Below are 24,690 nucleotides of genomic sequence, written 5' to 3'. Positions count from 1 at the left end.
GTTTCGCGGTTCGGCACCGCTTTTAGTTTTCTACGTAGGCTCATTCAAGTCAACATTGACAGCTTGCGGGCGCCGTGCGTGCCCTGGGTATGGCTGCCTAGTCCAGTTCGCCCAGGCGCCACGCATTGGCGGCGTGCTCAAGGTCCTCTGCCGTCTTGACCAGAAGGTGGGAATTGCGGGTGAGCTTGCTGGCATGGCTCTCGTTGCTGTGTTCGGCGCCGTCGGCAAGGGTGGCCTGGCCAAGGGCCACCACCCGGCAGAACGCGGCGGACCGTTCGAGCGCGACGTCGAAGTCGCCGTCGAACGCCCCTGAGAGGATGGCGTCCGCCATGGACTTCATTTCATCCGCCCCCGGGGGTTCGGCGGCGCCGGCCACCACATGGGAGACCTGGGCCGTGTCCTTGCCTGCCTTGAAATAGACGGAGATCCGCTCGGGATCCTGGATGGTGGCGGCCCGCAGGGCGTACAGGCGCCACAGGGCGCCGGGAAGGGACCGGGCGGGGCTTTCGGCCCACATTTCGGCGATTGCCTCCAGGCCTTGCTCGTCGGCGAGCTTCACGAGCCGCCTGGTGACTTTGGGGTCGTCGCTGTCGCGGCCGCGGCGCACGAGGGCCTGGGCCGCCAGATGGGCCGCTTCCGAGACACGGGCGGGATCGGCCCCGCCGGCGAACGGTTCAAAGTCGATGGGCGCGAAGGGTTTCGGCTTGTGGTGCCGCGGTCCGGGGGCGCTTGCTCCTGCTTGCTCGCTCATGCCACCACGCTACTCCAGTGCCGCCGGGGAATCGAGGATCGGCCGGCGCCGCTGCGGGCGGCGGGCACGTGCTGTCGAAGCCGGTCGGGCGGGGTGAAAGATCCGGCCCGGGTGTGGGGTACAGTGTTAACGTCCAGAAATGGACTGGGCTGAAACGCGCCGCAGCCACGGATTTATCCGCTGGTTCGGAGCTGTCAGCTGGGGCCTTTAGCTCAGTTGGTAGAGCATCGGACTTTTAATCCGTGGGTCGTGGGTTCGATCCCCACAGGGCCCACTCTTTTATGAGAGTGGAAACCCCCGACTTCCTGGCAACAGGGAGCCGGGGGTTTTTTGTGTCCGGGAGCGCCGGGAGCGCCGGGAGCCCTGGGGCGCCTGGTTCAGTCGAGCTGTCCCGGACGCTGGACTGCAGCGGGCGAGATAGTACGGCGGCCTAGTTACCAGTTCCGCTAGGCTTGGCGGATGGACTCCCATGGCGCCCCGGACTCAGGGTATTGGTACGGCCCCGATGACCGGCTGGACCCACCTGCGGCCATCCTGCAGGCCCTCCGCGACTACAGGACCTCGGAAGTGGCAACCCGGCGTTCCACCCGTGACTCGATGGGAATGGGCGAGACCGACCTGCTGGCTTTGCGCTACCTGCTGCGGGCCAAGTCAACCGGTGAGGGCGTGGGACCCAAGGATCTCAGTCGCGTCTTGGGGATCACCACCGCTTCGACCACATCACTCATTGACCGGCTCGTGGCCAGCGGGCACGTCCGGCGCGAGCCGCACCCTACTGACCGGCGTTCACTCGTGATCGTACCGACGCCCGAGACGGACTCGGAAGTCCGCGCCACCCTCGGCGACATGCACCGGCGGATGATGACCGTGGCCGAGTCCATGACCGCTGAAGAGGCCCGGGTGGTCATTACCTTCCTGCGCCGGATGAGTGCGGCCATCAGCGAGGAGCGGCACTGATCCCGGCGTGCACCGCCGGATATCCAGCTCGTTTAACTAGTTAGCTGGTCTAGTTATATGTATGCTTACTACTTGTATCCCGCTATTGAACGAGAGTAGGCGACGTGACTGAATCCGCAACCCTTCCCGGGGGCCCCGGCCGCAGTCCCCTCCGCGCGTGGCAAGCTCCGGATGACGCCCGTTTGGCGGTGACGCTGCCGGGAACGACGCTCTCAGAAACGCCACCGCACGACGCGACGCTGCCGGGCTCGAGCCTTCCGGATGCGATGCTGACGGACGCCATCCTGACAGGCCGGACGCCGGACAGGCCGCGGCCCCGGGCCTCTGACAGCCCCGCCCCTCGGCACTGTGGCACACCCATGGAATGGCGCTCGCCGGAACCGGCCGCAATGTCCTCCTACTCGTTCGGACCCGCCGACCGTTCCATGACTCTGCCCGCCGTCTGGCGCTGCCGCTGCGGGTTCCAGCTGGACGGGATCGAACAGCGCGGGGTCGAACAGCCCGGGGTCGAACAGGGCGCCGCCGGCCCGGTGGCACACTACCCGCACAGCCGTTGAGGGCCCAGGCGGCGGCCCGGCCGGGCTTCGCAGGCAGCGTCCTTCCGGCACGACGACCCGCAGGCGGTGAGGGGTCCTTCCTGATCCACGAACTTCTGGGCCGGGGCGCCACCGCCACCGTTTACCGCGGCACGGATCTTGCCGCCCAGCGTCCCGTGGCCGTCAAGGTGGCCGAGGGGCCCGATGACCGGCATTCGCGCCGGATCCACGACGAAGCCCGGATACTGTCCGGGCTGAACCACCCGGCGATTGTGGCCTTCGTAGGCGAGGGGCACGTTCCGGACGGCTATCCGTGGGCGGGCCGCCCCTTCCTCGTGGAGGAATTCGCCTTTGGCGGGAGCCTGGCCGAACGGATCCACGGCGGTCCGGGAGACCCCCAGGAAGTTGCGGGCTGGGCCGCGGCTGCCCTTTCCGGGCTTAGTCACGTGCACGCACAAGGCTTTGTGCACCAGGACATCAAGCCCGCCAACGTTCTGCTCAGCTCGCTGCGCAGGTCCCCGGTCCGGATCGCGGATTTCGGCATTGCCGCTCCCGCGGGGAGTGCGCTCGAGCCAGGTTCTTCGTCGGGCACCGCGCATTACATGAGTCCGCAGCAGGCCAGCGGGGGACCTGCCGAACCGGCGACCGACGTTTACGCCCTGGGCCTGGTTCTCCTCGAATGCCTGACCGCAACCAAGGCCTTTCCAGGGACGCCTGTGGAGTCGTTGGTGGCACGAACTTTGCGGGGGCCGGTGATTCCCCGCGAACTGGGCCCCCGTTGGGTGTCCCTGTTGGCGGCGATGACGGCCATGGAGGCTGCCGACCGGCCCCTGGCAGCAGAAGCCTCCGCGGAGGCCGCGGGGATGGTGCGCCGCCCTGCGCCGCCCCTGCGGGACGTCGCCGCCGGGCTTCTCTTCGGCGCCCTGAAGTCGGCGCCCTCCGGCGCCGGGCGCCGGCCACTCAAACCTGTGGTGTGAGCCCGGCACGTGCCGGCACCAGCGCGGTGGGGGAGGGCACGTCCTGCCGGCCCGCGGCGATGCCCGGCAGCCCCGACGCCGGATCCAGCGGAAACGTGACGATGTCCCCGGAGCGTTCGTGGGCGACGTGCAGCCATCCGTCCCGGACCAGGTGATGCCGGGGCCAGTTGCCGCCGCTTGGGACATCGGCCACTGGACGCAGCGCCGCGCCGTCCTCGTCCACCTCCAGCACGCCGACCCGGTTCGAGCCCCGCACGCCCACATAGGCGTGCCGGCCCTCGGCCCCCAGCGCGATCTCGGCCGCCGAATCTCCGGGCTGTGACCCGCCGACGGTGGCAGGGCCGACGAAGCCGAGCCGAAAGTCCCCGGACTCCGGTGACATCACGGCCACGGCCACCTCAATTGAATACTCGGTCACCACAAAGACGTGCCCGCCCGGGTGCTGGACGAGGTGGCGGGGGCCGCTGCCCCGGGGCAGGACTACCTCGTGATCCAGGGCCAACGCCGGCGCCGGCGTCGATCGGACGTTCCAGATCCGCAGGAGGTCATGCCCCAGGTCGGTGGTCATCACGCGGCCGTCGGCAAGCATGAGCGCGGCATGGGCGCGGCTGGGCCGGCCTTCGCCGTCGGGAGCGTCGCCGTCGGGTGCGTCCCCGTCGGGTGCGTCCCCGTACGGGTCGCGGGACGGGGCGGCGGCGGTGCGGTCCACGATCAAGCCGCCGGCGTCGAGTTCGTAGGACAGTACCTGGCCGTCGCCCCAGCAGCAGACCACCAGGAAGCGGCCGGAAGGCTCGACGGCGGCATGGCACGCGGCGTCGCCGGCTGGCCATGCCGGGCCCGCGGGCTCCAAGCCGAACGATCCGGCGCGGCGGTAGGCCCTGACCGTCCGGGCGTGCTCGGCCACGGCATAAACGACGGGGAGCGAGGGGTGGACTGCAAGGAAGGACGGAGAATCGGCCGCCGCTGCGACACCCAGCCAGTGCAGGGTCCCGTCGGCTGCCGCGGAAACGGCGCCGATCCCGGTGCCGCTGCCGCCGGAATCCGCCGTGTGGGAGCCGGTCCAGATGAGGTCGTGTGCAGGGAGGGAATCCATGATGACATCCTGCCAGCCAAGCCCGGCATGACGTGGCCAACAGGCCACGCGAACAGCAATTGGCCGCGCGGTTCACCACGGCCCGGCGGTCCGCCTTCGCTAGCATGGGTAGTCCGAGCAGCTGCGGCAGAAGGAAGTGGGGCCGCTCCCATGCCAGCAATCCGTCCAAACTCCCACGAGGCCCTCACGTCCCGGCTCCGGGCAGCCGGCTGCGTGTTCGCCGAGGATGAAGCGCGCCTGCTGATCGCCGCCGCCCCTACGCCGGAGGCCCTCGAATCGATGGCCAGCCGCAGGGTCGCCGGCCTGCCGCTGGAACACCTTCTAGGCTGGGCGGAGTTCTGCGGCCTCCGCATCGCCGTTGACACCGGCGTCTTTGTGCCGCGGCGCCGGACGGAGTTCCTGGTGCGGCAGGCGGCAGCACTCCTGGACGCATGGCGCCGGGAATCGAGCGCCGCCGTCCCGTCGCCGGTCGTGATCGATCTGTGCTGCGGGTCCGGTGCGGTGGGCGCCGCGCTCGCCGCGCTGGCCGGTCCTGTCGAGCTGCACGGCGCCGACATAGACTCCGCGGCCGTGGCGTGTGCGCGCACCAATGTCGCGCCGCTGGGCGGCGAAGTCCACGAAGGTGACCTCTATGCCCCGCTCCCGGCGGAACTCCGTGGACGCGTGCGGGTGTTGGCCGTCAATGCCCCGTACGTTCCGTCAGCGGACATCGAAACCATGCCGCAGGAGGCGCGCCTCCACGAGCCACGGGCCTGCCTCGATGGTGGCGTGGACGGACTGGAAGTGCAGCGCCGGGTCGCCGCCGGGGCGCGGCAATGGCTGGCGCCCGGCGGCCACGTGCTCATTGAGACGAGCCGCAGGCAGGCCGGCCAGACGGCTCGGATCTTGCGCCGGCACGGCCTGGCGGCCGGCATACTGCGCTCTGAGGAACTGGGAGCTACGGTGGTGGCCGGGGTGCACCGGCCTTCCTCCTGAGCGCGGCAGGCAGAAGGCCCGGCTGCACTCCCCAGACCTAGGGCAGCTTGTCCGCCTCGACGCTGGTGGCGGGTCCGGCGGGTGTGGCGCCGCCTTCGCCCGACCAATCCTGTCCGTCCTGGTCGCTGAGCGCCGGGTCCGAGTGGACATCGGGGGCCGCGGCCGATTCCGGAGCTTCGCCGCCGGAGGTCTGTGCAGGCATGTTCCCGGCCGTGTGCTCCGGACCGGCATCGCGGCGGACGGCGGAACTCATGATGGTGCCCGCGCGCCGGGCGGCTTCGCCGAACTGTTCAGAGACTTCCGGTGCTTTGTCCTTCACCGCGTCAGCTGTCGCCGTGAGCTTGTCCTGCACCGGTTTGCTGTGCCAAAGGTCTGCGGTGCGGGCCCTGAGATTTTCGTAGGCTGCACGGCCGGACCGCGAGCCAAGGACGTAGCCTGCCGCCATACCGGCGCCGAAAAGAAGTTTGCCTTTCATGCTGTGCTCCTGTTCCTTGAAGACGTACGTAAGAAGATCAGTCGAAAAAACCGTCAAGAGGGGGCGCGTCAGAAAGTAGCCGAACGGCGACAGTTAGCCCGGATGCCCCCGCGGCGGGCAAAAATTATGCGAAAAAACCGGCCCCGGGAAAACCCGGGACCGGCTTCCGGTCACACCCCGCTTTAGCGGGCTGAACGCTTGCTGATCATGCCGTAAACGAGCAGGACGATGATCGCACCGCCGATGGCCAGCAGCCAGGTCGACAGCGAGAAGAACTCATTGATGCCCACGCCGAACAGTGCGCCGCCGATGAATCCGCCCAGGAGGGCGCCGACGACACCCAGGATCAGAGTGATCAGGATGCCACCGCCCTGACGTCCGGGGAGGATTGCCTTAGCGATGGCTCCGGCGATGAGGCCCAGAATCAGAAATGCGAAAAAACCCATTTTGTCGTTCCTTCTTCTTCATTGAGGAGGCACCCGGATCGCCGGGTGCGCTTCATCCTTCTGCCCTAATACTAATCATGCTTAGTATAAAAGGGCCACCCGGCACCGTGGGGTGCCGCCGGGCCGCGCCCCGGGACCGGGCGCTTTCCGCCGCATAGATCAAGCCGATTCACGCCGCGGGCGGCCGCATTTCCGGGACTGTTGTCGGAGCCGGAGGCTTACCACGCGTAGTCTTCGGGGGCCGTGCGGTGGCCCGGGAAAATCTCGTCGAGACGCTTGAGGGCGCCCGCGTCAAGCTTCAGCTTGTGGGCCCTGATGGCGCCGTGGAGCTGTTCGAGGGTTCGCGGGCCGACGATCGCAGCAGAGACTGCCGGCTGATGAAGCAACCACGCCAGCGCCACGTCCGCGGGTTCGTGCCCCAGTTCCTCGGCAAAGTCCTCGTATCTCCGGATCTGTTTCTGGTGCGCCTTGAGCGCCTCAAGGGCCCGTCCGGTGGTGCGGCGCACGCCGTCGCGCTCCTGCTTGAGGACGCCGCCCAGCACGCCGCCGTGCAGCGGTGACCACGGCAGGATCCCGAGGCCGTACTGCTGGGCGGCGGGGATCACCTCTAGTTCAACGTCCCGGGTCAGCAGGTTATAGATGGATTGCTCGCTGATCAGCCCGTTGTAATTGCGGCGGGCCGCCGATTCCTGGGCGCGTGCAATGTGCCAGCCCGCGAAGTTGCTGCTGCCGGTGTAGAGGATTTTGCCCTGCTGGACGGCAACCTCTATTGCTTGCCAGATCTCCTCCCACGGCGTATTCCGGTCCACGTGATGGAACTGGTAGAGGTCGATGTAGTCCGTCTGCAGCCGCTTGAGGCTGGCATCGAGCGCCCGGCGGATGTGCAGGGCCGAGAGCTTGGACTCATTGGGCTTGTCCGTCATGGTGCCGTACAGCTTGGTGGCAAGCACCGTCCGCTCGCGGCGCTCGGCTCCCTGGGCGAACCAGCGGCCGAGGATTTCCTCCGTCCAGCCGCGGTGGCTCGATCCGCCATACACATTGGCGGTGTCGAAGAAATTGATGCCGGCGGCCTGCGCGGTGTCCATGATTGCGAAAGCCTGCGTCTCCTCGGTCTGCTGGCCGAAGTTCATGGTGCCCAGGCACAGGCGTGAGATGGTCAGGCCGGAGCGGCCCAAATGCGTGTAGCGCATGACGCGCTCCTCTCCGTCCTGACCTCCTCCGTCGTGACGCGTTGCGGATGATGTCCGCCCACGCCGGGGCCGGCGCATGCCGTCCCCGGCGTGGGCGGGGGGCTAGCGCTCCAGGCGGAACCCGAGCTTGATGGTGACCTGCCAGTCGGCGATCTGCCCGTTTTCCAAGTGGCCGCGGATCTCCTTCACTTCAAACCAGTCAAGGTTGCGCAGGGTCTTGGCGGCCTCGGCGATGCCGTTCCGGACGGCCGCATCGACGCCCTCATTCGAGGTTCCGACAATTTCAGAAATGCTGTAGGTGTGATTAGACAACTTCGCTCCTCGTGATCGCCATCGATGTCGGCTGTGGGCCGTTCCTGCAGACTAGCCGACCGAGCCCGGCCGGACTAGGGGCGTGGGCCCGGGACCGGCGAACCCCGGGGGTGGCCCCGGCAGCGGACGCTTGGCCTGCCGGGGCAGGGTGTCGGCCCTGGGCCTGATCCGGCTCACCATCCAAGGCAGCATGTAGTGCGCGATCCAGGCGAGGTCGCTGGCCCGGGTTTCGCGCCAGTTGCCGGGCGGCATGGGCTTGGGCACCAGCGGCTGCAGCCTGTGCGGCACGCTGAGCGTGTCCAGGACCATGGCAGCTATGGTGTGGTGGCCCAGCGGTGAGAAGTGCAGCCGGTCCGGGTCCCACATCCGCGCGTCGCTCAGTTGCCGCAGCGCCCACAAATCAGCGATGACGGCGTCGTGCCGGGCGGCGATGACGCGGATATTCTCGTTGAAGACGGCGACTTTCCCCCGGATGTGCCCGAACACGGCGGTCTCGCCCCAGTCCGGCCCGGTGAACAGGACCACCGTGGCGCCGGCAGCCGAGAGGGTCACCACGGCGTCGTCGAGGGCGGCGGCCATCCGGTCCGGATCTCCGCGGTGGAAAACGAGGTCGTTCCCGCCGGCCGAGAGCGTGACGAGATCCGGCTTCAGGCTCAGGGCAGGGCCGAGCTGCTGGTCGATGATGTCGCGCAGGACCATTCCGCTGATGGCCAGATTGGCATAGCCGAACTCGCCGCGGCCCTCGCCGAGCTCCTCCGCGATGCGGTCCGCCCACCCCCGCATGCCGCCCGGGCTCAGCGGCTCAGGGTCGCCCACGCCGGCGGTGAACGAATCCCCGATGGCCACGTAACGGCTCCAGCTCTGCGGACGCCGGCCGCCGGGGCGCCCGGATGCGGTGCTTTGCTCCCCGGGGTGCCACAGCCCCGCGGCAGGGAGGTTGGCGCCGGTATGGCCGGCGCCCGGCTCGAGGGACCTGGCGGCGTTCACATCACCAGCAATACGCTGATAATTCATGCCGCGCTAGGTACTTAGGCCCCTTGCAGGACGGCGGCGGGGCGTCCGGTTTCGGTTTTGGAGCGTCCCTGGCCGGCCCCCTGCCGAGGCAGGCCAAATACTCAGGGGGGTATGATGTCAATCAAGTGCACCGATCCCGGAGGAGCCCATGGAACTCGATCCCACCGACATGAAGCCTGTCCTTAACCGGCTTCGCCGCGCCCAGGGGCAGCTCGCCGCGGTTACCCGGATGATCGAAGAGGGCCGTGACTGCAAGAGCGTGGTGACCCAGCTGGCCGCCGTCTCAAGAGCCCTGGACAGGGCTGGATTCTCGATCATCGCCACGGGGCTGCAGCAGTGCATGCAACAGGAGGACCCCAGCCTGGACCGGGCCGAACTCGAGAAGCTCTTCCTCTCGCTCGCCTGAGCACCGTCCGGCCGGCCCGGCAGTCTTGAGGCGCCTACGCGCGCGGCCGGCCCGGCAGGTCAGGCGGCGCCGTCGGCCAGCACGTAGGTCTTCAGGTCATCAAGAGTCTGCTGCATGTGCGCGTCCATGGCGTCACGGGCGCGGTGCGGGTCCCGTGATGCCAGGGCATCCAGGATGTTCTGGTGGTGTCCGATGGCGTGCTCCTGGATGTCCGGCACCTGGGACGTTTCGGTCCGCCGTTTTTCCAGGATGCGGTGCAGCGGCTCAAACAGCACCGCGACAAAGACGTTTTCCGAGGCCTGCAGGATGAGGTCGTGGAAGGCGAGGTCCGCCTCCACGAATGCGGCCAAATCGTCGGCCCCGTGCGCCCGCCTCATCTTTTCCACCTGCGCGGCGAGCATCTCGAGGTCGGAGTCCGTCATCCGCCCGGCGGCCAGTTCGCAGGCGCCGGTCTCCAGCATCCGGCGCAGCTCGATGAGCTGAACCGCTGCCGAGGCGTCGTTTGTGCCCTCCGACGCGGCCCGCAGCACGGCGTCCAGGGAGCCCCAGCGGTTCACCGGATTAACAAATGTGCCGCGCCCGCGTTCCACGCTGAGAATCCGCTGGGCTTCGAGGGTCTTCATGGCCTCGCGCACGGTCATTCGGCTGACCTCGTGACGGGAGCTGAGCTCGAGTTCGCCGGGGACGCTCGCGCCGGGCGGAAACTCCCCGGCAATGATCCGGTCCAGCAGTTCGTCGGCCACTACGCCGACCAGCGATTTCCTAGCCAATTCTCCCCGTCCAGCGACTCCGCTTTGCTTGAAGCCCTGCCTGAGGTCTTCCCTCCCGGCGTGCTTCTGATGGCCAAGTCTACTTGCGCGTCGTTGTGCCGTATGCCACACTAGCATTCATCCATAAGATGTCTGACATCTTACATTTGTACCTTTCTGCGGTTCCCGGCGAACCGCGGCTTTCCACCGATCGATCCCACACAATGGAGTGCATAGTGCCCCTCGAAGCAGACGTGCTGGCCGCTTTCCCCGCGGAAGTACAGATCCCCGCCCGGCTAGTGGCGGACAGCGTGGCAGCCTCGTCCGAGGTTTCCCGCCGTGTCCTGGTAGTGCTCGACGACGACCCCACCGGCACGCAGTCCGTAGCGAACCTTCCCGTCCTCACCCGCTGGGACGTGGCCGACTTCGCCTGGGCCTTCGCCTACGAAGTCGACGGCCAGCGCCAGCGCGCGGTCTACGTGCTGACCAACACCCGCAGCCTTGACCCGGCAGAGGCGGCGTCCCGCAATGAGGAAATCGTCCGCAATGCCCTGGCGGCCGCGTCGGCTGACCCGGCCCTGCGGCTCAGCTTCGTCAGCCGCAGCGATTCCACCCTCCGCGGCCACTACCCGCTCGAGCCGGACGTCATTGCGGCCACCGTCACGGCCGTCAGCGGCGAGGCGACGGACGGCGTCGTGATTGTTCCGGCGTTCCCGGACGCCGGCCGCGTGACGATCGGCGGGGTGCACTTCACGCGCGGCACGGGCGCTGACGCCGGGCAGCTTACCCCCGTCGCGGAGACCGAATTTGCCAGGGACGCCAGCTTCGGCTTCGCCAATTCGGAGATGGCCAAGTACGTGGAGGAGAAGTCGAAGGGCCGGTTCCCCGCGGATTCGGTGATCGTGCTGGACCTGAACGTCATTCGGGCCTCCGCCGATCCGCTGATCTCCGCCAAGGCCATTGCCGATGCCGTCGACGCCGCCACCGGATCAACTCCGATCGTCGCGGACATTGTCACCGAAAACGATCTCCGCGCCCTGGCCCTGGGCCTGGAGGAAGCCGAACGCCGCGGCAAGAAGCTGCTCTACCGGGTGGGACCGCCGTTTGTCCGGGCACGGATCGGCCAGGAAATCCGCGCCGAGCTCAGCGGTGAGGAAGCATATGCCGGCAACACCCCGTCGGCTGCCGGCGGCCTGATCGTCGTCGGCTCGCATGTCGGGGTCACCACCCGCCAGCTCAAGGCCCTCACCGAACAGCACAGCGCGGCACGGATCGTGGAGATCGACGTCGAAAAACTCCTCGGCCACGACGCGGGGGAATACCTGGACGACACCGTTGGCACGGTGGTTACGGCCCTCCGCGGCGGCGACGTAATCGTGCACACGAGCCGGCTGCTGATCAAGACCGCCGACGCCGCCGAGAGCCTGCGGATCGCCCGCACCGTGTCGGCCGCCGTCGTGGCCGTGGTGAACCGCACGCTCAAGACCTTCCCGCCCCGCTTCGTGATCGCCAAGGGCGGCATCACGTCCTCGGACGTCGCCGCCCACGGCCTGGAAATCCGGCACGCGATCGTCCGCGGCCCCATGCTGCCGGGCATCGTCAGCCTGTGGGAACCGGTGGACGGGCCCGCCAAGGGCATCCCGTACATCGTCTTCGCCGGCAACGTGGGAGATGACCAGTCCCTGGCCCAGGTCACCCGCAAGCTCAGCAACACTTTCTCCCCAGCGGCCCCCTGACCGCGCACATCCCCACCGCACGCCACAACACCTCATTCGATGGAGAACACCATGACCAGCAACTACACCGTCACCGTCCTGGGCCTCGGCGCCATGGGCCTGCCCATGGCCACGCGCCTGGCAAGCCAGCTCACCGTCCACGGCTTCGACATCGCCGAGCCGCGCCTGAAGCTGGCCGAAGAGGCCGGCATCCGCACCTTCGCCTCCGCCCGGAAAGCCTCGGAAGGCGCCGACGCGCTGCTGCTGGCAGTGCGCAACGGTGAGCAGCTCAACGACGTCCTCTTCGGCGAGAACGGCGTGGCCTCCGTGCTGAAGCCGGGCGCCGTCGTGATCCTGGGCAGCACCGTGGGCACCGACGCCATCCCGGCCACCGTTGACCGCCTGGCCGGATACGGCGTCGAGCTGGTTGATGCCCCGCTGTCCGGCGGCCCCAAGCGTGCCGGTGAGGGCGACCTGCTGATCGTGGTGGGCGCATCACCCGAGGCCCGGGAGAAGGCCCGCCCGGCCCTTGACCTGCTCGCCTCCACCCTGACCGTGGTGGGCGACAAGCCCGGCGACGGCCAGGCCCTCAAGACGGTCAACCAGCTGCTCTGCGGCATCCACATCGCCGCCGCAGCCGAGGCCATGGCGCTGGCCGACGCCCTGGGCCTGGACCAGGCCAAGACCCTGGCCGCCCTCGAAGCCGGCGCCGCGGGCTCCTTCATGCTCTCCAACCGCGGCCCGCGCATCCTGGAGGCCTACACCGGGAACGGCGCCGAGGTCCTCAGCCGGCTGGACATCTTCGTCAAGGACATGGGGATCGTCGGCAAGGCCACCCGCGCCGCCGGCCTTGCCGCCCCCGTGGCCGCCGCCGCGGAACAGCTCTACCTCCTGGGCCAGGCGCAAGGCCTCGCCGCCGCCGATGACTCCGCCGTCATCAAGGTGCTCGCGCCCACCAAGCGCACCGCCTAGCCAGCCACCCCCCGTCCCCGACGACGGCGGTCCCCCCTCCGCCGTCGTCGGACCCTCCCCTCCGCTGTTCCCCTCCACTGTTTACCGCGACTGACTCGCCGGACAATATTCCTGTCAAAGGAGACACCCTTCATGACCCCCCTGCTCAATTCCCTGATGGTGCGCGCGGCCGACGCGCCCGTCATCAAGCCGGCCGTGGAGCTGGGAACTCCGCTGCTGCTGACCATCGCAGTTGCCGGCGTCGCCCTGCTGCTGCTCATGATCATCCGCTTCAAAATCCAGGCCTTCGTGGCCCTCCTGACCGTCAGCGTCCTGGTGGCCGTGGCCGCACAGATCCCGCTCAAGGACGTCTTCACCGTGGTGGCCGCCGGGGTGGGTAGCACCATGGGCAAGGTGGCCCTGCTGATCGGCCTCGGCGCGATCCTGGGGCGCATGATCGAGGTCTCGGGCGGCGTGCAGTCCCTCGCCGACCACTTCACCGCCAAGCTCGGCGCCCGGCGGGTGGCCGTGGCCCTCACTGCCGTCGGCTTCCTCGTCGCTATTCCGGTGTTCTTCGAGGTCGGCGTCATCGTCCTGGTGCCGGTCGTCTACGCCTTCTCCAAGATCGCCAATGTCCACCCGGTGAAGTTCGGCCTGCCCATGGCCGGCATCATGCTGGCCATCCACGTCGCCGTCCCCCCGCACCCGGGAATTGTCGCCGGCGCCGGTGTGCTCGGCGCCGACATCGGCCTGATCGCCCTGATCTCCCTGACGATCTGCGTGCCGCTGGGCTTCCTGTCCTACTGGGTCGCGTCCATCATGAACCGCACGAACTACGATCTTCTGCCCACCGTAAAGGCCCAGGTGGACGAGTTCGGCTCCGGCACCATGGTCCGTGTTGGCCACGAGGGCCCGGGCAGCAAAGCCCTGGCCCCGCCCCGCCCGGCCCTGATCATCTTCCTCATCGCCACCCCGATCGCCCTGATCCTCCTCGGCACGATCGGCACCCTCGTGATCGACAAGAACGACTTCTGGTACGGCGTCGCAGCCTTCGTCGGCAACCCCGTCTTCGCCCTTCTGGTGGCCGTTGGGCTTTCCTTCGTCCTGCTCGCCGTCCGCCGCCGCTGGTCGCTGACTGAAACCGGGGAAATCTTCGAAGGCGCCCTGCCCCCGATCGCCTCCATCCTCATGGTCGTCGCGGCCGGCGGCGTGTTCGGCAGCGTCCTGCAGGTGAGCGGGATCGGCAAGGCTCTCTCCGAATCCCTCGACACGCTGGGCGTGCCGCTGCTGCTCCTGGGCTTCATCATCTCGCTGGCCCTCCGCGCCGCCCAGGGCTCCGCCACCGTCGCGATCGTCACCACGGCCGGGCTGCTCTCCTCCGCCGTTGCCGGCGGCGGCTACACGCCGGCGCAGATTGCCGTGATCGTGATCGCCATCGGCTTTGGCGCCCTCGGCCTGTCCCACGTGACCGACGCCGGCTTCTGGGTGGTGGTCCGGTACTACGGCCTGACCGTTGCCGACGGTCTCAGGACCTGGACCGTACTGACCACTGTGCTGGGGCTGGCGGGCTTCGCCCTGACGTTCGTGGCCTGGATCCTGGTGGGAGGCCTGAGCGCCTGATGCGTACCCAACTCGACACCGTGGTCGGCGCCGCCCTGCAGCAGGGCTCGGCGGTACCGGCGTTCACCTGCTACGACTTCACCACCGCGCTTGCCGTTGTGGGCGCGGCCGAGGAATCCGGCCGCGGCGCCATCCTGCTCGTCGCGCCCAAGACCGCGGCCACGCCCAACGGGCTGCGGCTGATCGCCGCCCTCCGCGGACTCGCCGACGCGGCCGGCGTGCCGGTTGCGGTGCAGCTGGACCACGCCAGCGACCCGCAGGTAATCGCCGACGCCGTCAGCGCCGGGGCGGACTCGGTGCTGGTGGACGGGTCCTCGCTGCCGTACGAGGACAACATCGCCCTGGTCCGGGGCGTGCGTGCGGCCCTGGCGGCGCAGGGGAGGGCCGACGTCGTGATTGAAGCCGAACTCGGCGGACTCGCCGGCGACGAGGACCGGGCCTTCGGGACCGGCGCCGCGGACAGCGCAGGCAGCACGGCCGCCGACGGGCCCGCCGGCCTCACGGACTCCGCCCTGGTGGAGGACTTCGTGTCCCGCACCGGAGCCCAGCTGCTCGCCGTGGCGGTGGGCAACGTCCATGGAAAGTACAAGGGGGAGCCCCGGCTGCGCTGGGACGTGCTCCAGGACATCGCGGTGCGGACCCGGATCCCGCTGGTCCTGCACGGCGCCTCAGGCATTCCGCCGGAGGAACTGGTCAAGGCGGCGGCCATGAATGTGGGAAAGGTCAACTTCAATACCGAGCTGCGCACCGGCGTCCTGGCGGTCCTTGAGGAACAGACCACCGCCCACCGGGCAGACGGTGAGAACCTCCAGGCGTTGCTCGGCCGCTGGGATTCCTCCGCCAGAGCGTTCGCGGCAACGGCACTGGCCACGCTGTCCCGCTGACCGCGCCAGCCTGGGGCCGGTCCCGACGGGAATCGCCGCCGGGACCGGCCCTAGCGGGAGGAGCCGCGCCAGCGCGGACGGGCCGTAATACCCCTCGCCCTAAACGCCCCCGAGGAAGACAATGGAGGCAACACGGCAGGGCTTCCTAGGGGGCGCCATGGTTTCACCGCAGCGGGCAGCCGGCAGGCCGGCACTAATGCCGGACCGCGACCCGGTGATCGACCTTGCCCGGTTCTTCTGCCTGCTCCTGGTGGTAGTGGGGCACACCATGATGGTCAGCCCGGTCCTGCACCCTGACGGCACCGTGACTTCGGAAAACACCCTCGGCAATCAACGCTGGTTTGAGCCTGTCGTGTGGGTCCTGCAGATCATGCCGCTGTTCTTCGTGGCCGGCGGGATCACCGGCCTACAGTCCTGGCGGCGGCTGCGGGCCAGGGGCGGCAATGCTTTTGACTTCATGCAGGGCCGGCTGCTGCGCCTGATCCGCCCGGCGACCGTCCTGCTGGCGGTCATGTTCGCCGGCCTGTCACTTGCCCTGCTCTCCGGGGTTGACCCGCAGGTCATCCAGCTGCTCACCAGCGGAGCCGGCATGCCGCTATGGTTCCTCGCCGCGTACCTCGCCGCGCAACTGAATCTTCCGTGGTTGGCTGCCTTGCACGGCCGGGCGCCATGGCTGACCCTCGCCGGGCTCACGTCCCTGGTGGTGGCGGTCGATTGCCTGCGGGGCGTGCTGCCGATGCTGGCCTACCTCAACATGGTGTTCCTGTGGTGCGCCGTGCAGCAGATCGGATTTATCGTCGCCGACAGCCGCCCCCTGCACCCGAGCCGGCCGGCGCTCTTCGGCATCATCGTGGCCAGCAACGCCCTGCTGGGGCTGCTGGTCCTGTTGGGGCTGTACTCCGGGAACATGCTGGTGAACCTCAACCCGCCCAATGTGACGCTGCTGCTCCTGGCCATCTCGCAGGCGGCCGTCCTCGAACTCCTCCGGCCGCTGCTGGCCCGCACCGCGTCCCTGGCCTGGGTACGCCGGGTGGTGGGCGTGGCCGGGCGGCGATCCATGACCGTCTATTTGTGGCACCTGCCCCTGCTGGCGGCGATGTCCGGGCTGCTGCTGCTGACAGACCTGCCCAAACCGGCCGGAGGAACCGCCGAGTGGTGGTGGGCGCGGCCGGTGGTGCTGCTGGGCGTCATCGCGCTGCTGCTGCCGGTGCTGGCGCTGTTCGGCAGGCTCGAAGAGCGGCCTATGGCGCCCGGCCCCGCGCCGAGCCGGCCGGCGGCCGCGGTGCTGCTGGCCGCCGTCGCCGTCTTTGTCCCCGCCGTCCAGGCGGCGCTCAACGGACTCACGCTCGGACTCCTGGGCGGGGGCGCTGCCTGTTTCGCGCTCGCGGTGGTGCTGCTGGGCCGGATTCCGGCCCGCCTCACAGCATCAGCTGACCGGCCCGGCGGATCGGAACCGCCATTGCCACGCCCGCCATTAAGTGCCAATGTCGAACCATGACGGAGAACTCGGCAGCCACGGAAGACACCTTCAGCCCGGACGTCTCCACCACAAGAAACGACGAATTGCACCGCTACGAACTCCATGTCGGCGGCAAGCTTGCCGTCCAGGTGCGTTTCATCGACAGGCCGGGCCATATCGACTTCATCCATACGGACACGGCAGAGCAGTTCCAGGGCCAGGGGCTCGCCAAGGTCCTGGCGCACTTCGCGCTCGATGACGTGGTGGCGGCCGGCAAGCGGATCATCCCGCATTGCCCCTTCATGTACCGCTACCTGCGCAGGCACGAGTCGTATCATCAGTATGTGGACTGGCCCGAACGGGTACCGGAGGGCGCCTGAGCCCCGCGCGACGGCGGCCCGGAGACACCGCGGATGAGCCCCCGCTTGTGAGCCGAACAACAACCTCGTAATGTTTGACCAGAGTTATGCAGCTGGCTCTTGGACAGGTCCCTTTGGAGAACCCATGAACCACAAACTGCGTGTGCTTGTCCGTGTGGACGTTGATCCCGGACAGGTCACCCTAGAAATTACCGGCTGTGTCACCCCGTCTGATTCAGCGCCCTTGATGCATATTGTGCGCCGCGCCGGCCGCCTCGGAGCGGGGGCCGCGGTGGTTATCGACCTGCACGGCACCTCGCACCTGGACCCGGAAGTGCTGCTGGACCTTCGTCGGCTCGCGGCTGCCGGATCGGCTGCTGGGTCCTTGCCGGGCCCCGAAGCCGGAGGTCCTGGCGCGCCGGTGCCGTTCGTCCTCACGCTGGACGAGCCCGCTGAACTGCCGCTCTGCCTCCTGCACGTCGGCGCCGACGCTGACGTCCTCGCCGGACTCGAAACGGATCACCGCCCGGCCCCCCTCGCCGTCGCCGCGGACGACGGCGGCGGCCCCTCCGGACTGCTCGACCTCGGGCTCGGCTCCGGGCCCGACTCGGGACTGGGGGAGTCCAATGCCCCTTTGGCGGCTGAGGCCGGGACCGTCGCGGAGTTTGAGACCTTCAACGGTCTGGCACTTTCGGAGTGCTTCGAGGGCACCCTCGATCCCGCGGCCACCGTCCGGGCCCTGTCCGACACTGCGCTCTGCCAGCTCGCGGATGCCCTGTACCGCCACCTCGACACCAGCAGCCCTTCATTTGGAGCGCACACCTGGTACGAGCTCGCGACCGAAGAGATTCAAACCCGCCACCTCACCGACGGGGGCGACGGCCCGGCCGGGGAAGAATTGGAGCCGGACACGGCCCTGGCCTGAGTCGGCACGGTTAGGCTGTCGCTATGAACCCACACACAGCCTCCACACCGGGCAGTACCGCCCTCGTTACGGGCGGAACTGCGGGCCTCGGCGCCGAGTTCGCCCGCCAGCTTGCCGAGCAGGGACATCGCGTGGTGCTCGTGGCCCGCGATGCGGGCCGCCTCGCCGCCACGGCGGCGGAGCTGGAGAACCGGTACGGGGCCGCGACCGAGACGATTGCCGCGGACTTGACCGAGGACGCCGGGATTGCCGACGTCGTCGCGCGCCTGAGCGATCCTGCCCGGCCGGTGGAAATCCTGGTCAACAATGCGGGGATCGGCCTGCTGCGGTCCTTTGAGGACAATGACATCGCCGCGGAAAAGAAGCACCTGAAACTTCACGTCGAAGCCGCCATGGAGCTCACCCACGCCGCCCTGCAGGGCATGCTCGCGCGGCAGTCGGGCAGGATCATCAACGTCGCCAGCGTGGCGGCCTTCCTGCCCCGCGGAACGTACTCGGCGGCGAAGGCCTGGCTGCTGAGCTTCTCGCGCTGGGCCAACATGGCGTACGCGGCCCGCGGGATCAGGGTCACCGCCGTGTGCCCCGGCTTCACGCACACCGAGTTCCACGACCGGATGGGGATGGACAAGGCGGTGGCGCCGCGCTGGATGTGGCTGGAGGCCCGGCAGGTGGTCAGTGAGTCCCTGGCGGACAACGCCAAGGGCAAGGCCGTCTCGATCCCCAGCAAGCGCTACAAGGTCCTGACGTCCGTTTCGCGGGTGCTCCCGCCGCGGCTCGTCGCCGGGCCGCCGCGGCGCGCCAAGTAGCCGGGGCGGTCAGGCACTGCCGGGCGCCTCAAGGGCCGGGCGCCTGCGCCGGATCAGCACCACCACAAGGATCCCGACGGCGGCGCCCACCAGCGTTTCGGCGGCCCGTTCGGCCACCAGGACGCGGGGATCCGCGGGGGCGGCAAGCTGCCCCACCAGCAGGATGACCGGGGTGAAGGAGACCATGGCGAGGCCGTAGTGCCGGGTCATGAACAGCTCCGTGCTGAACTGCAGGACTATCACCAGGCAGACCAGGACGGCCGCTTCGTGTCCGGGCAGGGCCAGTAGCGGTGATCCGGGCCAGGGGAACAGGATGGCCGCGACCACCACGAGCCCCAGGAGCGTGCCGACAATGCGGTGGATGCCTCGGTAGACGCTGCTGGGCAGATCGGCCCCCGCAAGCGGCACAGCGGCCGCGGCCATGGCCCAATGCGGGTGGCCGCTGCCGCTGAGGACCCCAATGGTCCCCGCGGTCCCCACGGCGGCGAGGTAGCGGGCGGCATGAAGCCACGCCGCCCGTCGGCGCGCCCCGCGCAGCACTGTGACGTCCCGCCGCCAGCCGCGCCGCCAGTCGCGGCCCAGGAACCAGCCGCCAAAACCCACGATGAGTGAAAACCCGGCCGATGCCGCGGCGATCAGGACAGCGGCGTGCCAGGGGACGTTGGCGGGAACAGACGCGCAGGCGCCCAACGCCAGAATTCCGAAAAAGGGCCCGGCCGGTTTCAGGGCCGTCCTGTCCGTGAACAGCGATCCCGCGCCGGCAAACAGGGCCTCCGTGATCACCAGCGCCCACGAATGGATGTGCTGGACCGAGAGGAAAACGCCCACCCCGACGCCGGTAATCAGAAGGACAGCCGCCTGGCCCTGGTGGCGGAGCCGCAGCTGATGGGGCTCGGTACGGCCGTACATGCCCGTCAGGGCACCGAATACGGCGTAGCCGATCAGCTCGGGGCGCCCGGCGGCCAACAGCGCCAGGGACGGCACGGCAACGCTGGTCGCCACCCGCCACGCCGAGGCGTGGTCCTTGTTGGCCGGGGCCAGGCTGTGCAGCGAGCGGACGTGACGCAGCAGGGACATCAGAACTGCCTCTCCGTTTCTCGGGATAGACCCGAAAGTTGATGGTGGGCCAGGACATGCCTAAGGCCTGTTCCGGGATGCTTCCCCAGGGGGTAAGCATCCGGAACAGGCCTCAAAGGGCGGGGCTGTGGCTACGGAGTCCGGACTAGCGCTGCCAGGACCGGCAGGCTCAGGCCGTGGCCGGGACCTTCTCGGCGTCGCCGTGTCCTGCAGCGGGCTCGGCAGCTGATGCGACCATCGGCATGTCCATGTGCTCGAGGTCGATCAGCGGGTTCTCGTCCTGGTTTGCGACCAGCTCGCGGGCCTCGGACTGGGTGTCCACGCTGGGCATGGAGCCCGGCAGCGGCATCTGGGCCGATTCCTTGAGGAAGTAGATCGCGACGGCGCCGATCGCCGAGGTTGCCATCAGGTAGTAGGCCGGCATCATGTCATTGCCGGTGGCCGTGATGAGCGCCGCAACGATGAACGGGGTGGTGCCGCCGAAGATGGCAACCGCGAAGTTGTACGCGATGCCCATGGCGCCGTAGCGGCTGGCCGTCGGGAACTGGGCCGGCAGGGCGGAGGCCAGGTTGGCCACGTAGAACGTCACCGGGAAGGCAATCAGGGAAAGGCCGGCCAGCGTGGACCAGACTTCGCCGACGCCGATCAGCAGGAACGCCGGGGTGGCCAGGACGACGGTGCTGATGGCACCGATCCAGAGCACCGGCCGGCGGCCGATCCGGTCGGAGAGCTTGCCGGTCAGCGGGATGCAGAGGCTCATGATGACCAGCACGGGGATGGTCAGCAAGGTGCCGTGCAGCTCATCGTAGCCCTTGGACTCGGTGAGGTAGGTCGGCATGTAAGACGTCAGGGCGTAGCCGGCGGTGTTTGCGGCCGCCACCAGGATCATCGCGACGATGATGGAGCGCCAGTAGGCCTTCACGATGCCCACCGGGCCCTTGGAGGCTGCGGCGTCCGAGGCGGTTGCATCCTTGGCGAGGTTCGCCTGGGCATCCAGGGTTGCTTGGAACTGCGGCGATTCCTCGATCTTGCTGCGGAAGTAAACGGCGATCAGGCCGAGCGGTCCGGCAACGAGGAACGGGATGCGCCAGCCCCACTGCTCCATGGTGTCCTGGCCGAGGGTCAGCTGCAGCACCGAAACGAGGGCTGCGCCCAGGGCGAAGCCGAGGTAGCTGCCCATGTCCAGGAAGCTGGCGAAGAACCCGCGGCGTTTGTCCGGGGCGTACTCGCTCACGAATGTGGTGGCACCGGCGTACTCGCCGCCTGTGGAGAAGCCCTGGATGACCTTGAACAGGACCAGCAGCACGGCGGCCCAGATCCCGATCTGTGCATAACCGGGCAGGAGCCCGACGGCGAAGGTGCTGGCCGCCATGATCATGAGTGTCGCGGCGAGTACCTTCTGGCGGCCGATCTTGTCGCCAAGCCAGCCGAACACGACTCCGCCGAGGGGGCGGGCGATGAAGGTGGCGGCGAAGGTTCCCAGCAGGAACAGGGTTTGCACGGACTTGTCCGCGTCCGGCAGGAATACCGGTCCCATGGTGGTGATCAGGTAGCCGAACACGCCGACGTCGTACCACTCCATGGTGTTACCCACGATGGTTCCGCCGAGCGCCTTCTTAAGCATCGGCTGGTCGACAACGTTGACGTCGGACTCACGGAGTCGACGGCGGCGCAGCTTTGGTTTCTTCACACCCGGGGGCGTGCTTTTGTTGGTTCCGCTGGCGTTCAAAACGCCTGCTGAAGAGTCGGTCGTGCTTCGGTCTGTGGGCATTTGGGCCACTCCTATGGAGGTCATTTGCTTGCGACTTGTAGCTGCCCCGCTCTGGGCAGGCTTTCAATTTTACGGGATTTCTCTGGAGTTTCCGAGTTCGGTGCCGTATGATCCCGCATTTCAGGTGTTGTTTGGGGGCAAACCGCTAAATTCTTTTGCCCTGTTTCGCCGCGCGGGCGCTGGGAACCGGCGTTCTCCGCGGCGCCGCCGACAAAATTTCCGCGCGGACCCGGAAAGACGGGCTATTTTGGGTCGGTTTCGGGCTGCAGGGGAGTCCGCCGGAGGCCACTACAGACATCTCATCCCTACGGTCCTACGATTGATGAACACTTCATTTCACAGCGGTTATTTCCAGCGGAAAGGAAGATCAATGGCGGATCATCAGTTTGGCGAAGAAATCCAGCCCGAGGTCGCGAGTCACCTGGCCCAGTCCATGGACGAGGCCCCCGGGCCGGAGTCCCAGCCGCACGTTCCCCCGGCGGCGCAGGGACAGCAATGGCCGGACGGCAGCGGCAAGCACCGTCACCCCAAGGATCGCGAGGCCGGCCGCGGGCGGCAGGGCCAGCAGGTGGCGGCTTCGGCCATGCACCGGCAGAGCCGTCCGCAGATGCCGCACCACGACTAGGGGCCGGCACCAGCTTCCACCACGACGTCGGCTGGCGCCTTATCCAGGCGCCAGCCGCGCCACACCGGGTGCCGTAGCTTCCCGGCGCCGGTCCATTCCCCGAAAGTGACCTCGCCGACAAGTTTCGCGCTCACCCAGTGAGCGTCTGCGGCGTCAGCATCCGGCACGTCCCGGAACGGGGACGTCTTCCGGGGCAGGGCGTCCAACTGTTGTCTGAGTTCCTTGAGTTCGCTGGTGCTGAAGCCGCTGCCCACGCGCCCCACGTAGCGTAGTTTCGGCCCGTCCGGGATGCCCACCAGCAGTGAGCCCACCGAGTCCCGGCGCTCGCCCTTCCCGGGCCGCCAGCCGCCGACCACCACCTCCTGGGTCCGCTCCACCTTGAGCTTGAGCCAGGACCGGCTTCGCTGGCCTACATAGCGGCCGTCAGTGCGCTTGGCCATGACACCCTCCAGCCCCAGTTCCGCGGCGCTTTCCAGGATGTGAGCGACGTCGAGGCTCCGCGCGGCGTCGCCGTCGATCACGCCGGAGAGGTCCACCGGGGCGCCGGAGGGGCGGAAGAAGCGCTCGAGGCGCCGGCGGCGCTCGCTGAGCGGCAGTCGCCGCAGGTCCCCGCCGGCGTCGAAGAGAAGATCGAACAGCACCAGCCGCACCGGCGTCGACGCCTGGGCCTTTGCGACGTCGGCGGCCTTGCTGAGCTTCATGCGGCCCTGCAGCAGGCCGAAGTCGGGCCGGCCGTTGCGCCCGACGGCGATGATCTCGCCGTCGGCGACGAAGTCATGTTCCGGCCAGCAGGACCGGTCCGTGAGTTCGGGGTAGCTTGCGGACATGTCGTTGCCGTTGCGGCTGATGAGCCGGATCTGCGCGGCGTCGCCGACAACCAGCGCCCGGACGCCGTCCCATTTCAGTTCGAGCTGCCAGTCCTTGCCCGCCAGATCGGCCGCGGTCCCGGCGCTGGCCAGCATCGGGCTGAAACCGGAGGCCTGAAGGGCGGCCCCGGAGCCGGTTTCCGCGCCGGCCTCGCCGTCGTCGTCGTCGCGCGCGCTATCCGCATCGTCGTCGCCCGCTGTCCCGTGCGGGCGCCGCGCGCGCGAGTGTCCTTCGGGCGTGCCCGGCGGGTCCATCAGGTGGATGAGCCACTGGTCGCTGGCCTGTCCCGTGTGGATCAGGGCGAACCTTCGGGCCCCGCCGAGGCCGCCGTCGTCCGCGCCGGTCAGGGTGGCGATGACCTCCTTGCCGGCAATCCACTTTTCGCATTCGTAGTAACCGCGGTCCCAGATGCTGACCGTCCCGGCGCCGTACTGATCTTTGGGAATGACACCCTCGAAGTCGGCATAGTCCAGCGGGTGGTCCTCGGTCTGGACCGCGAGGTGATTCTGTGTCTTGCTGGTCGGGACGCCCTTGGGCAGAGCCCAGGAAACCAGCACGCCGTCGCGTTCCAGCCGGAAGTCGTAGTGCAGCCGCCGGGCTCGGTGCTCCTGGATGACGAACTTCTCCCGGAGTGTCCCGCCGTCGCTCTCCGCCTGGTGCCGTTCCGCCGTGAAGGGTTCGGGCGTGCCTGCCCTGTCCCGTTTGCTCCGGTACATCTCCAGCCGTGGGTCCGTGTCGCCGCCGTCCCCGGCTTGCCCGGTCGCCGGTTCAGCCCCGCCGCCGATCCGTCGATCCGTGCGGTTATCTGCCGCGTGGGCCGACGCGGCCCCGGCCTCCTTCCGGCCGCCGGAAACCGGAGCAAACGGATCCTTGCCGGCCGCGACGCGCTTCATCACCTCCCGAAAGTCCAGCTGGTGCAGGGAAGGGGACGCGAGTTCCCGCCACGTCCGCGGAGCGGCCACCGTAGGCCGGAGCCGGCCCCGCAGCGAGTACGGCACGATGGTGGTCTTGGCGGCGCTGTTCTGGCTCCAGTCCACGAGCACCTTGCCGGTGCGCAAAGTCTTTTTCATGTCGCTGACGGCAATATCCGGGTGGTCTGCTTCGAGCGAGCGGGCCAGTTCGTGGGCGAATTCGGAAACCTGGTCCGAGCTCTGGGACCCGTCCAGGGCAGCGTAGAGGTGGATTCCCTTGCTGCCGCTGGTCACGGGCACGGGCTCAAGGCCCACGTCTTCCAGGATGGCGCGGGCCAGCCGGGCCACCTCCACGCACTCCGCCAGTCCCGCACCCTCGCCGGGATCCAGGTCCAGCACCAGCCGGTCCGGCGGCAGCGCATTGCCGTGGGAGTCCACCCGCCACTGCGGCACGTGGATCTCCAGCGCTGCGATCTGGGCCAGCCAGGTGAGGGTGGCCGGATCATTGACCAGGGGATACTGGATGGTCCGGTCCTTGTGCGTGATGGACGCCCGGGGCACCCAGCCGGGCGTTGAATGGTCCAGGTTCTTCTGGAAGAACATTTCTCCGGGGGCGCCGGCGGTCCCGACGCCGTGGACCCACCGCTTCCGGGTGGCCGGCCGGTTGCGGGCGGCCGGGATCAGCACCGGCGCGACAGCGGCGTAGTACGCCAGGACGTCCGCCTTGGTGGTGCCCGTCTCGGGGTACATGATTTTTTCCAGGTTGGTGAGCACCAGTTCGCGCCCGTCCACCCGGACGCGTTCCTTACCGTTGGGCAAAACCCTTCACCTCCGCGCAT

The 24,690-nt window shown here is 68.5% G+C and carries 25 protein-coding genes and 1 tRNA gene; 15 read left to right on the top strand and 11 right to left on the bottom strand.

The annotated features are described in order from the left end of the window. Nucleotides 1-97: 97 nt before the first annotated feature. A complete protein-coding gene (locus tag C8D78_RS08525; RefSeq protein ID WP_120952342.1) occupies nt 98-751 on the bottom strand; it encodes a hypothetical protein in 654 nt (217 codons plus the stop codon). A gap of 201 nt (nt 752-952) precedes the next feature. Here C8D78_RS08525 and C8D78_RS08520 point away from each other — a divergent pair. The 4 genes from C8D78_RS08520 (at nt 953) to C8D78_RS08510 (ending at nt 3,221) form a co-directional block, all read left to right on the top strand. Continuing rightward, nucleotides 953-1,025, top strand: a tRNA-Lys gene (locus C8D78_RS08520). A 185-nt stretch (nt 1,026-1,210) separates the two neighbouring features. Then, nucleotides 1,211-1,708 carry a MarR family winged helix-turn-helix transcriptional regulator gene (locus tag C8D78_RS08515; protein WP_120952339.1) on the top strand — a complete coding sequence of 166 codons (498 nt, stop codon included), beginning with the start codon at nt 1,211-1,213 and terminating at the stop codon, nt 1,706-1,708. A 359-nt stretch (nt 1,709-2,067) separates the two neighbouring features. Further along, a complete protein-coding gene (locus C8D78_RS19955) occupies nt 2,068-2,265 on the top strand; it encodes a hypothetical protein (RefSeq protein ID WP_244208316.1) in 198 nt (65 codons plus the stop codon). Further along, nucleotides 2,262-3,221: a serine/threonine-protein kinase gene (locus C8D78_RS08510; protein ID WP_244208315.1), complete on the top strand. Its 960-nt coding sequence runs from the start codon at nt 2,262-2,264 to the stop codon at nt 3,219-3,221. Before C8D78_RS19955 ends, C8D78_RS08510 begins: the two co-directional genes overlap by 4 nt. Here C8D78_RS08510 and C8D78_RS08505 read toward each other — a convergent pair. Beyond that, a complete protein-coding gene (locus C8D78_RS08505) occupies nt 3,205-4,314 on the bottom strand; it encodes a lactonase family protein (RefSeq protein WP_208641910.1) in 1,110 nt (369 codons plus the stop codon). The genes C8D78_RS08510 and C8D78_RS08505 overlap by 17 nt on opposite strands. A 150-nt stretch (nt 4,315-4,464) precedes the next feature. Here C8D78_RS08505 and C8D78_RS08500 point away from each other — a divergent pair, with 150 nt between their 5' ends. Then, nucleotides 4,465-5,289, top strand: coding sequence for a putative protein N(5)-glutamine methyltransferase (locus tag C8D78_RS08500; RefSeq protein WP_120952333.1), 825 nt, complete (start codon nt 4,465-4,467; stop codon nt 5,287-5,289). Between the two features lie 37 nt (nt 5,290-5,326). Here the strand turns inward: C8D78_RS08500 and C8D78_RS08495 are convergent, their stop codons facing one another. The 5 genes from C8D78_RS08495 to C8D78_RS08475 all read right to left on the bottom strand — a co-directional run bounded on the left by C8D78_RS08495 (nt 5,327) and on the right by C8D78_RS08475 (nt 8,726). Beyond that, a complete protein-coding gene (locus C8D78_RS08495) occupies nt 5,327-5,764 on the bottom strand; it encodes a hypothetical protein (protein ID WP_120952330.1) in 438 nt (145 codons plus the stop codon). Nucleotides 5,765-5,946: 182 nt separating this feature from the next. Then, complete coding sequence (locus tag C8D78_RS08490; RefSeq protein WP_120952327.1) at nt 5,947-6,210, bottom strand: GlsB/YeaQ/YmgE family stress response membrane protein; 264 nt, start codon at nt 6,208-6,210, stop codon at nt 5,947-5,949. Between the two features lie 218 nt (nt 6,211-6,428). Further along, nucleotides 6,429-7,400 (bottom strand): aldo/keto reductase, encoded by a 972-nt coding sequence (locus C8D78_RS08485; RefSeq protein WP_120952324.1) that lies wholly within the window; start codon nt 7,398-7,400, stop codon nt 6,429-6,431. A gap of 102 nt (nt 7,401-7,502) precedes the next feature. Next, complete coding sequence (locus C8D78_RS08480; RefSeq protein WP_120952321.1) at nt 7,503-7,712, bottom strand: dodecin; 210 nt, start codon at nt 7,710-7,712, stop codon at nt 7,503-7,505. A 51-nt stretch (nt 7,713-7,763) separates the two neighbouring features. After that, nucleotides 7,764-8,726 carry an SGNH/GDSL hydrolase family protein gene (locus C8D78_RS08475; RefSeq protein ID WP_120952318.1) on the bottom strand — a complete coding sequence of 321 codons (963 nt, stop codon included), beginning with the start codon at nt 8,724-8,726 and terminating at the stop codon, nt 7,764-7,766. Nucleotides 8,727-8,874: 148 nt separating this feature from the next. Here C8D78_RS08475 and C8D78_RS08470 point away from each other — a divergent pair, with 148 nt between their 5' ends. Beyond that, a complete protein-coding gene (locus tag C8D78_RS08470) occupies nt 8,875-9,132 on the top strand; it encodes a metal-sensitive transcriptional regulator (RefSeq protein WP_120952315.1) in 258 nt (85 codons plus the stop codon). Between the two features lie 59 nt (nt 9,133-9,191). Here C8D78_RS08470 and C8D78_RS08465 read toward each other — a convergent pair whose 3' ends face one another. Beyond that, nucleotides 9,192-9,902 carry a FadR/GntR family transcriptional regulator gene (locus C8D78_RS08465; RefSeq protein WP_120952312.1) on the bottom strand — a complete coding sequence of 237 codons (711 nt, stop codon included), beginning with the start codon at nt 9,900-9,902 and terminating at the stop codon, nt 9,192-9,194. A 215-nt stretch (nt 9,903-10,117) separates the two neighbouring features. Between C8D78_RS08465 and C8D78_RS08460 the strand changes: the two genes are divergently transcribed. The 8 genes from C8D78_RS08460 to C8D78_RS08425 all read left to right on the top strand — a co-directional run bounded on the left by C8D78_RS08460 (nt 10,118) and on the right by C8D78_RS08425 (nt 18,600). Next, entirely contained in the window at nt 10,118-11,617 is a 1,500-nt protein-coding gene (locus C8D78_RS08460) for a four-carbon acid sugar kinase family protein (protein WP_120952309.1), read from the top strand. 51 nt (nt 11,618-11,668) lie between these two features. After that, nucleotides 11,669-12,568 carry an NAD(P)-dependent oxidoreductase gene (locus C8D78_RS08455; protein ID WP_120952306.1) on the top strand — a complete coding sequence of 300 codons (900 nt, stop codon included), beginning with the start codon at nt 11,669-11,671 and terminating at the stop codon, nt 12,566-12,568. A 132-nt stretch (nt 12,569-12,700) separates the two neighbouring features. After that, complete coding sequence (locus C8D78_RS08450; RefSeq protein ID WP_120952303.1) at nt 12,701-14,167, top strand: GntP family transporter; 1,467 nt, start codon at nt 12,701-12,703, stop codon at nt 14,165-14,167. Continuing rightward, nucleotides 14,167-15,051 carry a class II fructose-bisphosphate aldolase gene (locus C8D78_RS08445; RefSeq protein WP_120952300.1) on the top strand — a complete coding sequence of 295 codons (885 nt, stop codon included), beginning with the start codon at nt 14,167-14,169 and terminating at the stop codon, nt 15,049-15,051. The genes C8D78_RS08450 and C8D78_RS08445 overlap by 1 nt, the downstream gene beginning before the upstream one ends. A 157-nt stretch (nt 15,052-15,208) precedes the next feature. Continuing rightward, nucleotides 15,209-16,549, top strand: coding sequence for an acyltransferase family protein (locus C8D78_RS08440; protein WP_120952297.1), 1,341 nt, complete (start codon nt 15,209-15,211; stop codon nt 16,547-16,549). After that, nucleotides 16,546-16,890: a GNAT family N-acetyltransferase gene (locus C8D78_RS08435; RefSeq protein ID WP_120952294.1), complete on the top strand. Its 345-nt coding sequence runs from the start codon at nt 16,546-16,548 to the stop codon at nt 16,888-16,890. The genes C8D78_RS08440 and C8D78_RS08435 overlap by 4 nt, the downstream gene beginning before the upstream one ends. A gap of 124 nt (nt 16,891-17,014) precedes the next feature. Continuing rightward, complete coding sequence (locus C8D78_RS08430; RefSeq protein WP_120952291.1) at nt 17,015-17,794, top strand: hypothetical protein; 780 nt, start codon at nt 17,015-17,017, stop codon at nt 17,792-17,794. Nucleotides 17,795-17,817: 23 nt separating this feature from the next. Beyond that, nucleotides 17,818-18,600 (top strand): SDR family NAD(P)-dependent oxidoreductase, encoded by a 783-nt coding sequence (locus C8D78_RS08425; RefSeq protein ID WP_120952287.1) that lies wholly within the window; start codon nt 17,818-17,820, stop codon nt 18,598-18,600. Nucleotides 18,601-18,609: 9 nt separating this feature from the next. Here C8D78_RS08425 and C8D78_RS08420 read toward each other — a convergent pair whose 3' ends face one another. Both C8D78_RS08420 and C8D78_RS08415 read right to left on the bottom strand, forming a co-directional pair. Further along, nucleotides 18,610-19,677, bottom strand: a complete 1,068-nt coding sequence (locus C8D78_RS08420) for an FUSC family protein (protein ID WP_120952284.1) — start codon at nt 19,675-19,677, stop codon at nt 18,610-18,612. A 169-nt stretch (nt 19,678-19,846) separates the two neighbouring features. Then, nucleotides 19,847-21,448 (bottom strand): MFS transporter, encoded by a 1,602-nt coding sequence (locus C8D78_RS08415; protein WP_120952281.1) that lies wholly within the window; start codon nt 21,446-21,448, stop codon nt 19,847-19,849. Nucleotides 21,449-21,818: 370 nt separating this feature from the next. Between C8D78_RS08415 and C8D78_RS08410 the strand changes: the two genes are divergently transcribed. After that, entirely contained in the window at nt 21,819-22,073 is a 255-nt protein-coding gene (locus C8D78_RS08410; protein WP_120952278.1) for a hypothetical protein, read from the top strand. On the opposite strand, the gene C8D78_RS08405 is transcribed toward C8D78_RS08410, so the two are convergent. Next, nucleotides 22,070-24,601, bottom strand: a complete 2,532-nt coding sequence (locus C8D78_RS08405) for an ATP-dependent DNA ligase (RefSeq protein ID WP_425266684.1) — start codon at nt 24,599-24,601, stop codon at nt 22,070-22,072. The two genes, C8D78_RS08410 and C8D78_RS08405, sit on opposite strands and share 4 nt — an antisense overlap. Between the last annotated feature and the right edge of the window lie 89 nt (nt 24,602-24,690).

The organism is Arthrobacter oryzae, from assembly GCF_003634095.1.
GTDB lineage: Bacteria > Actinomycetota > Actinomycetes > Actinomycetales > Micrococcaceae > Arthrobacter > Arthrobacter oryzae.
The sequence above is the reverse complement of the archived record's forward strand: the minus strand, read 5'-3'. Positions and strand labels throughout refer to the sequence as shown.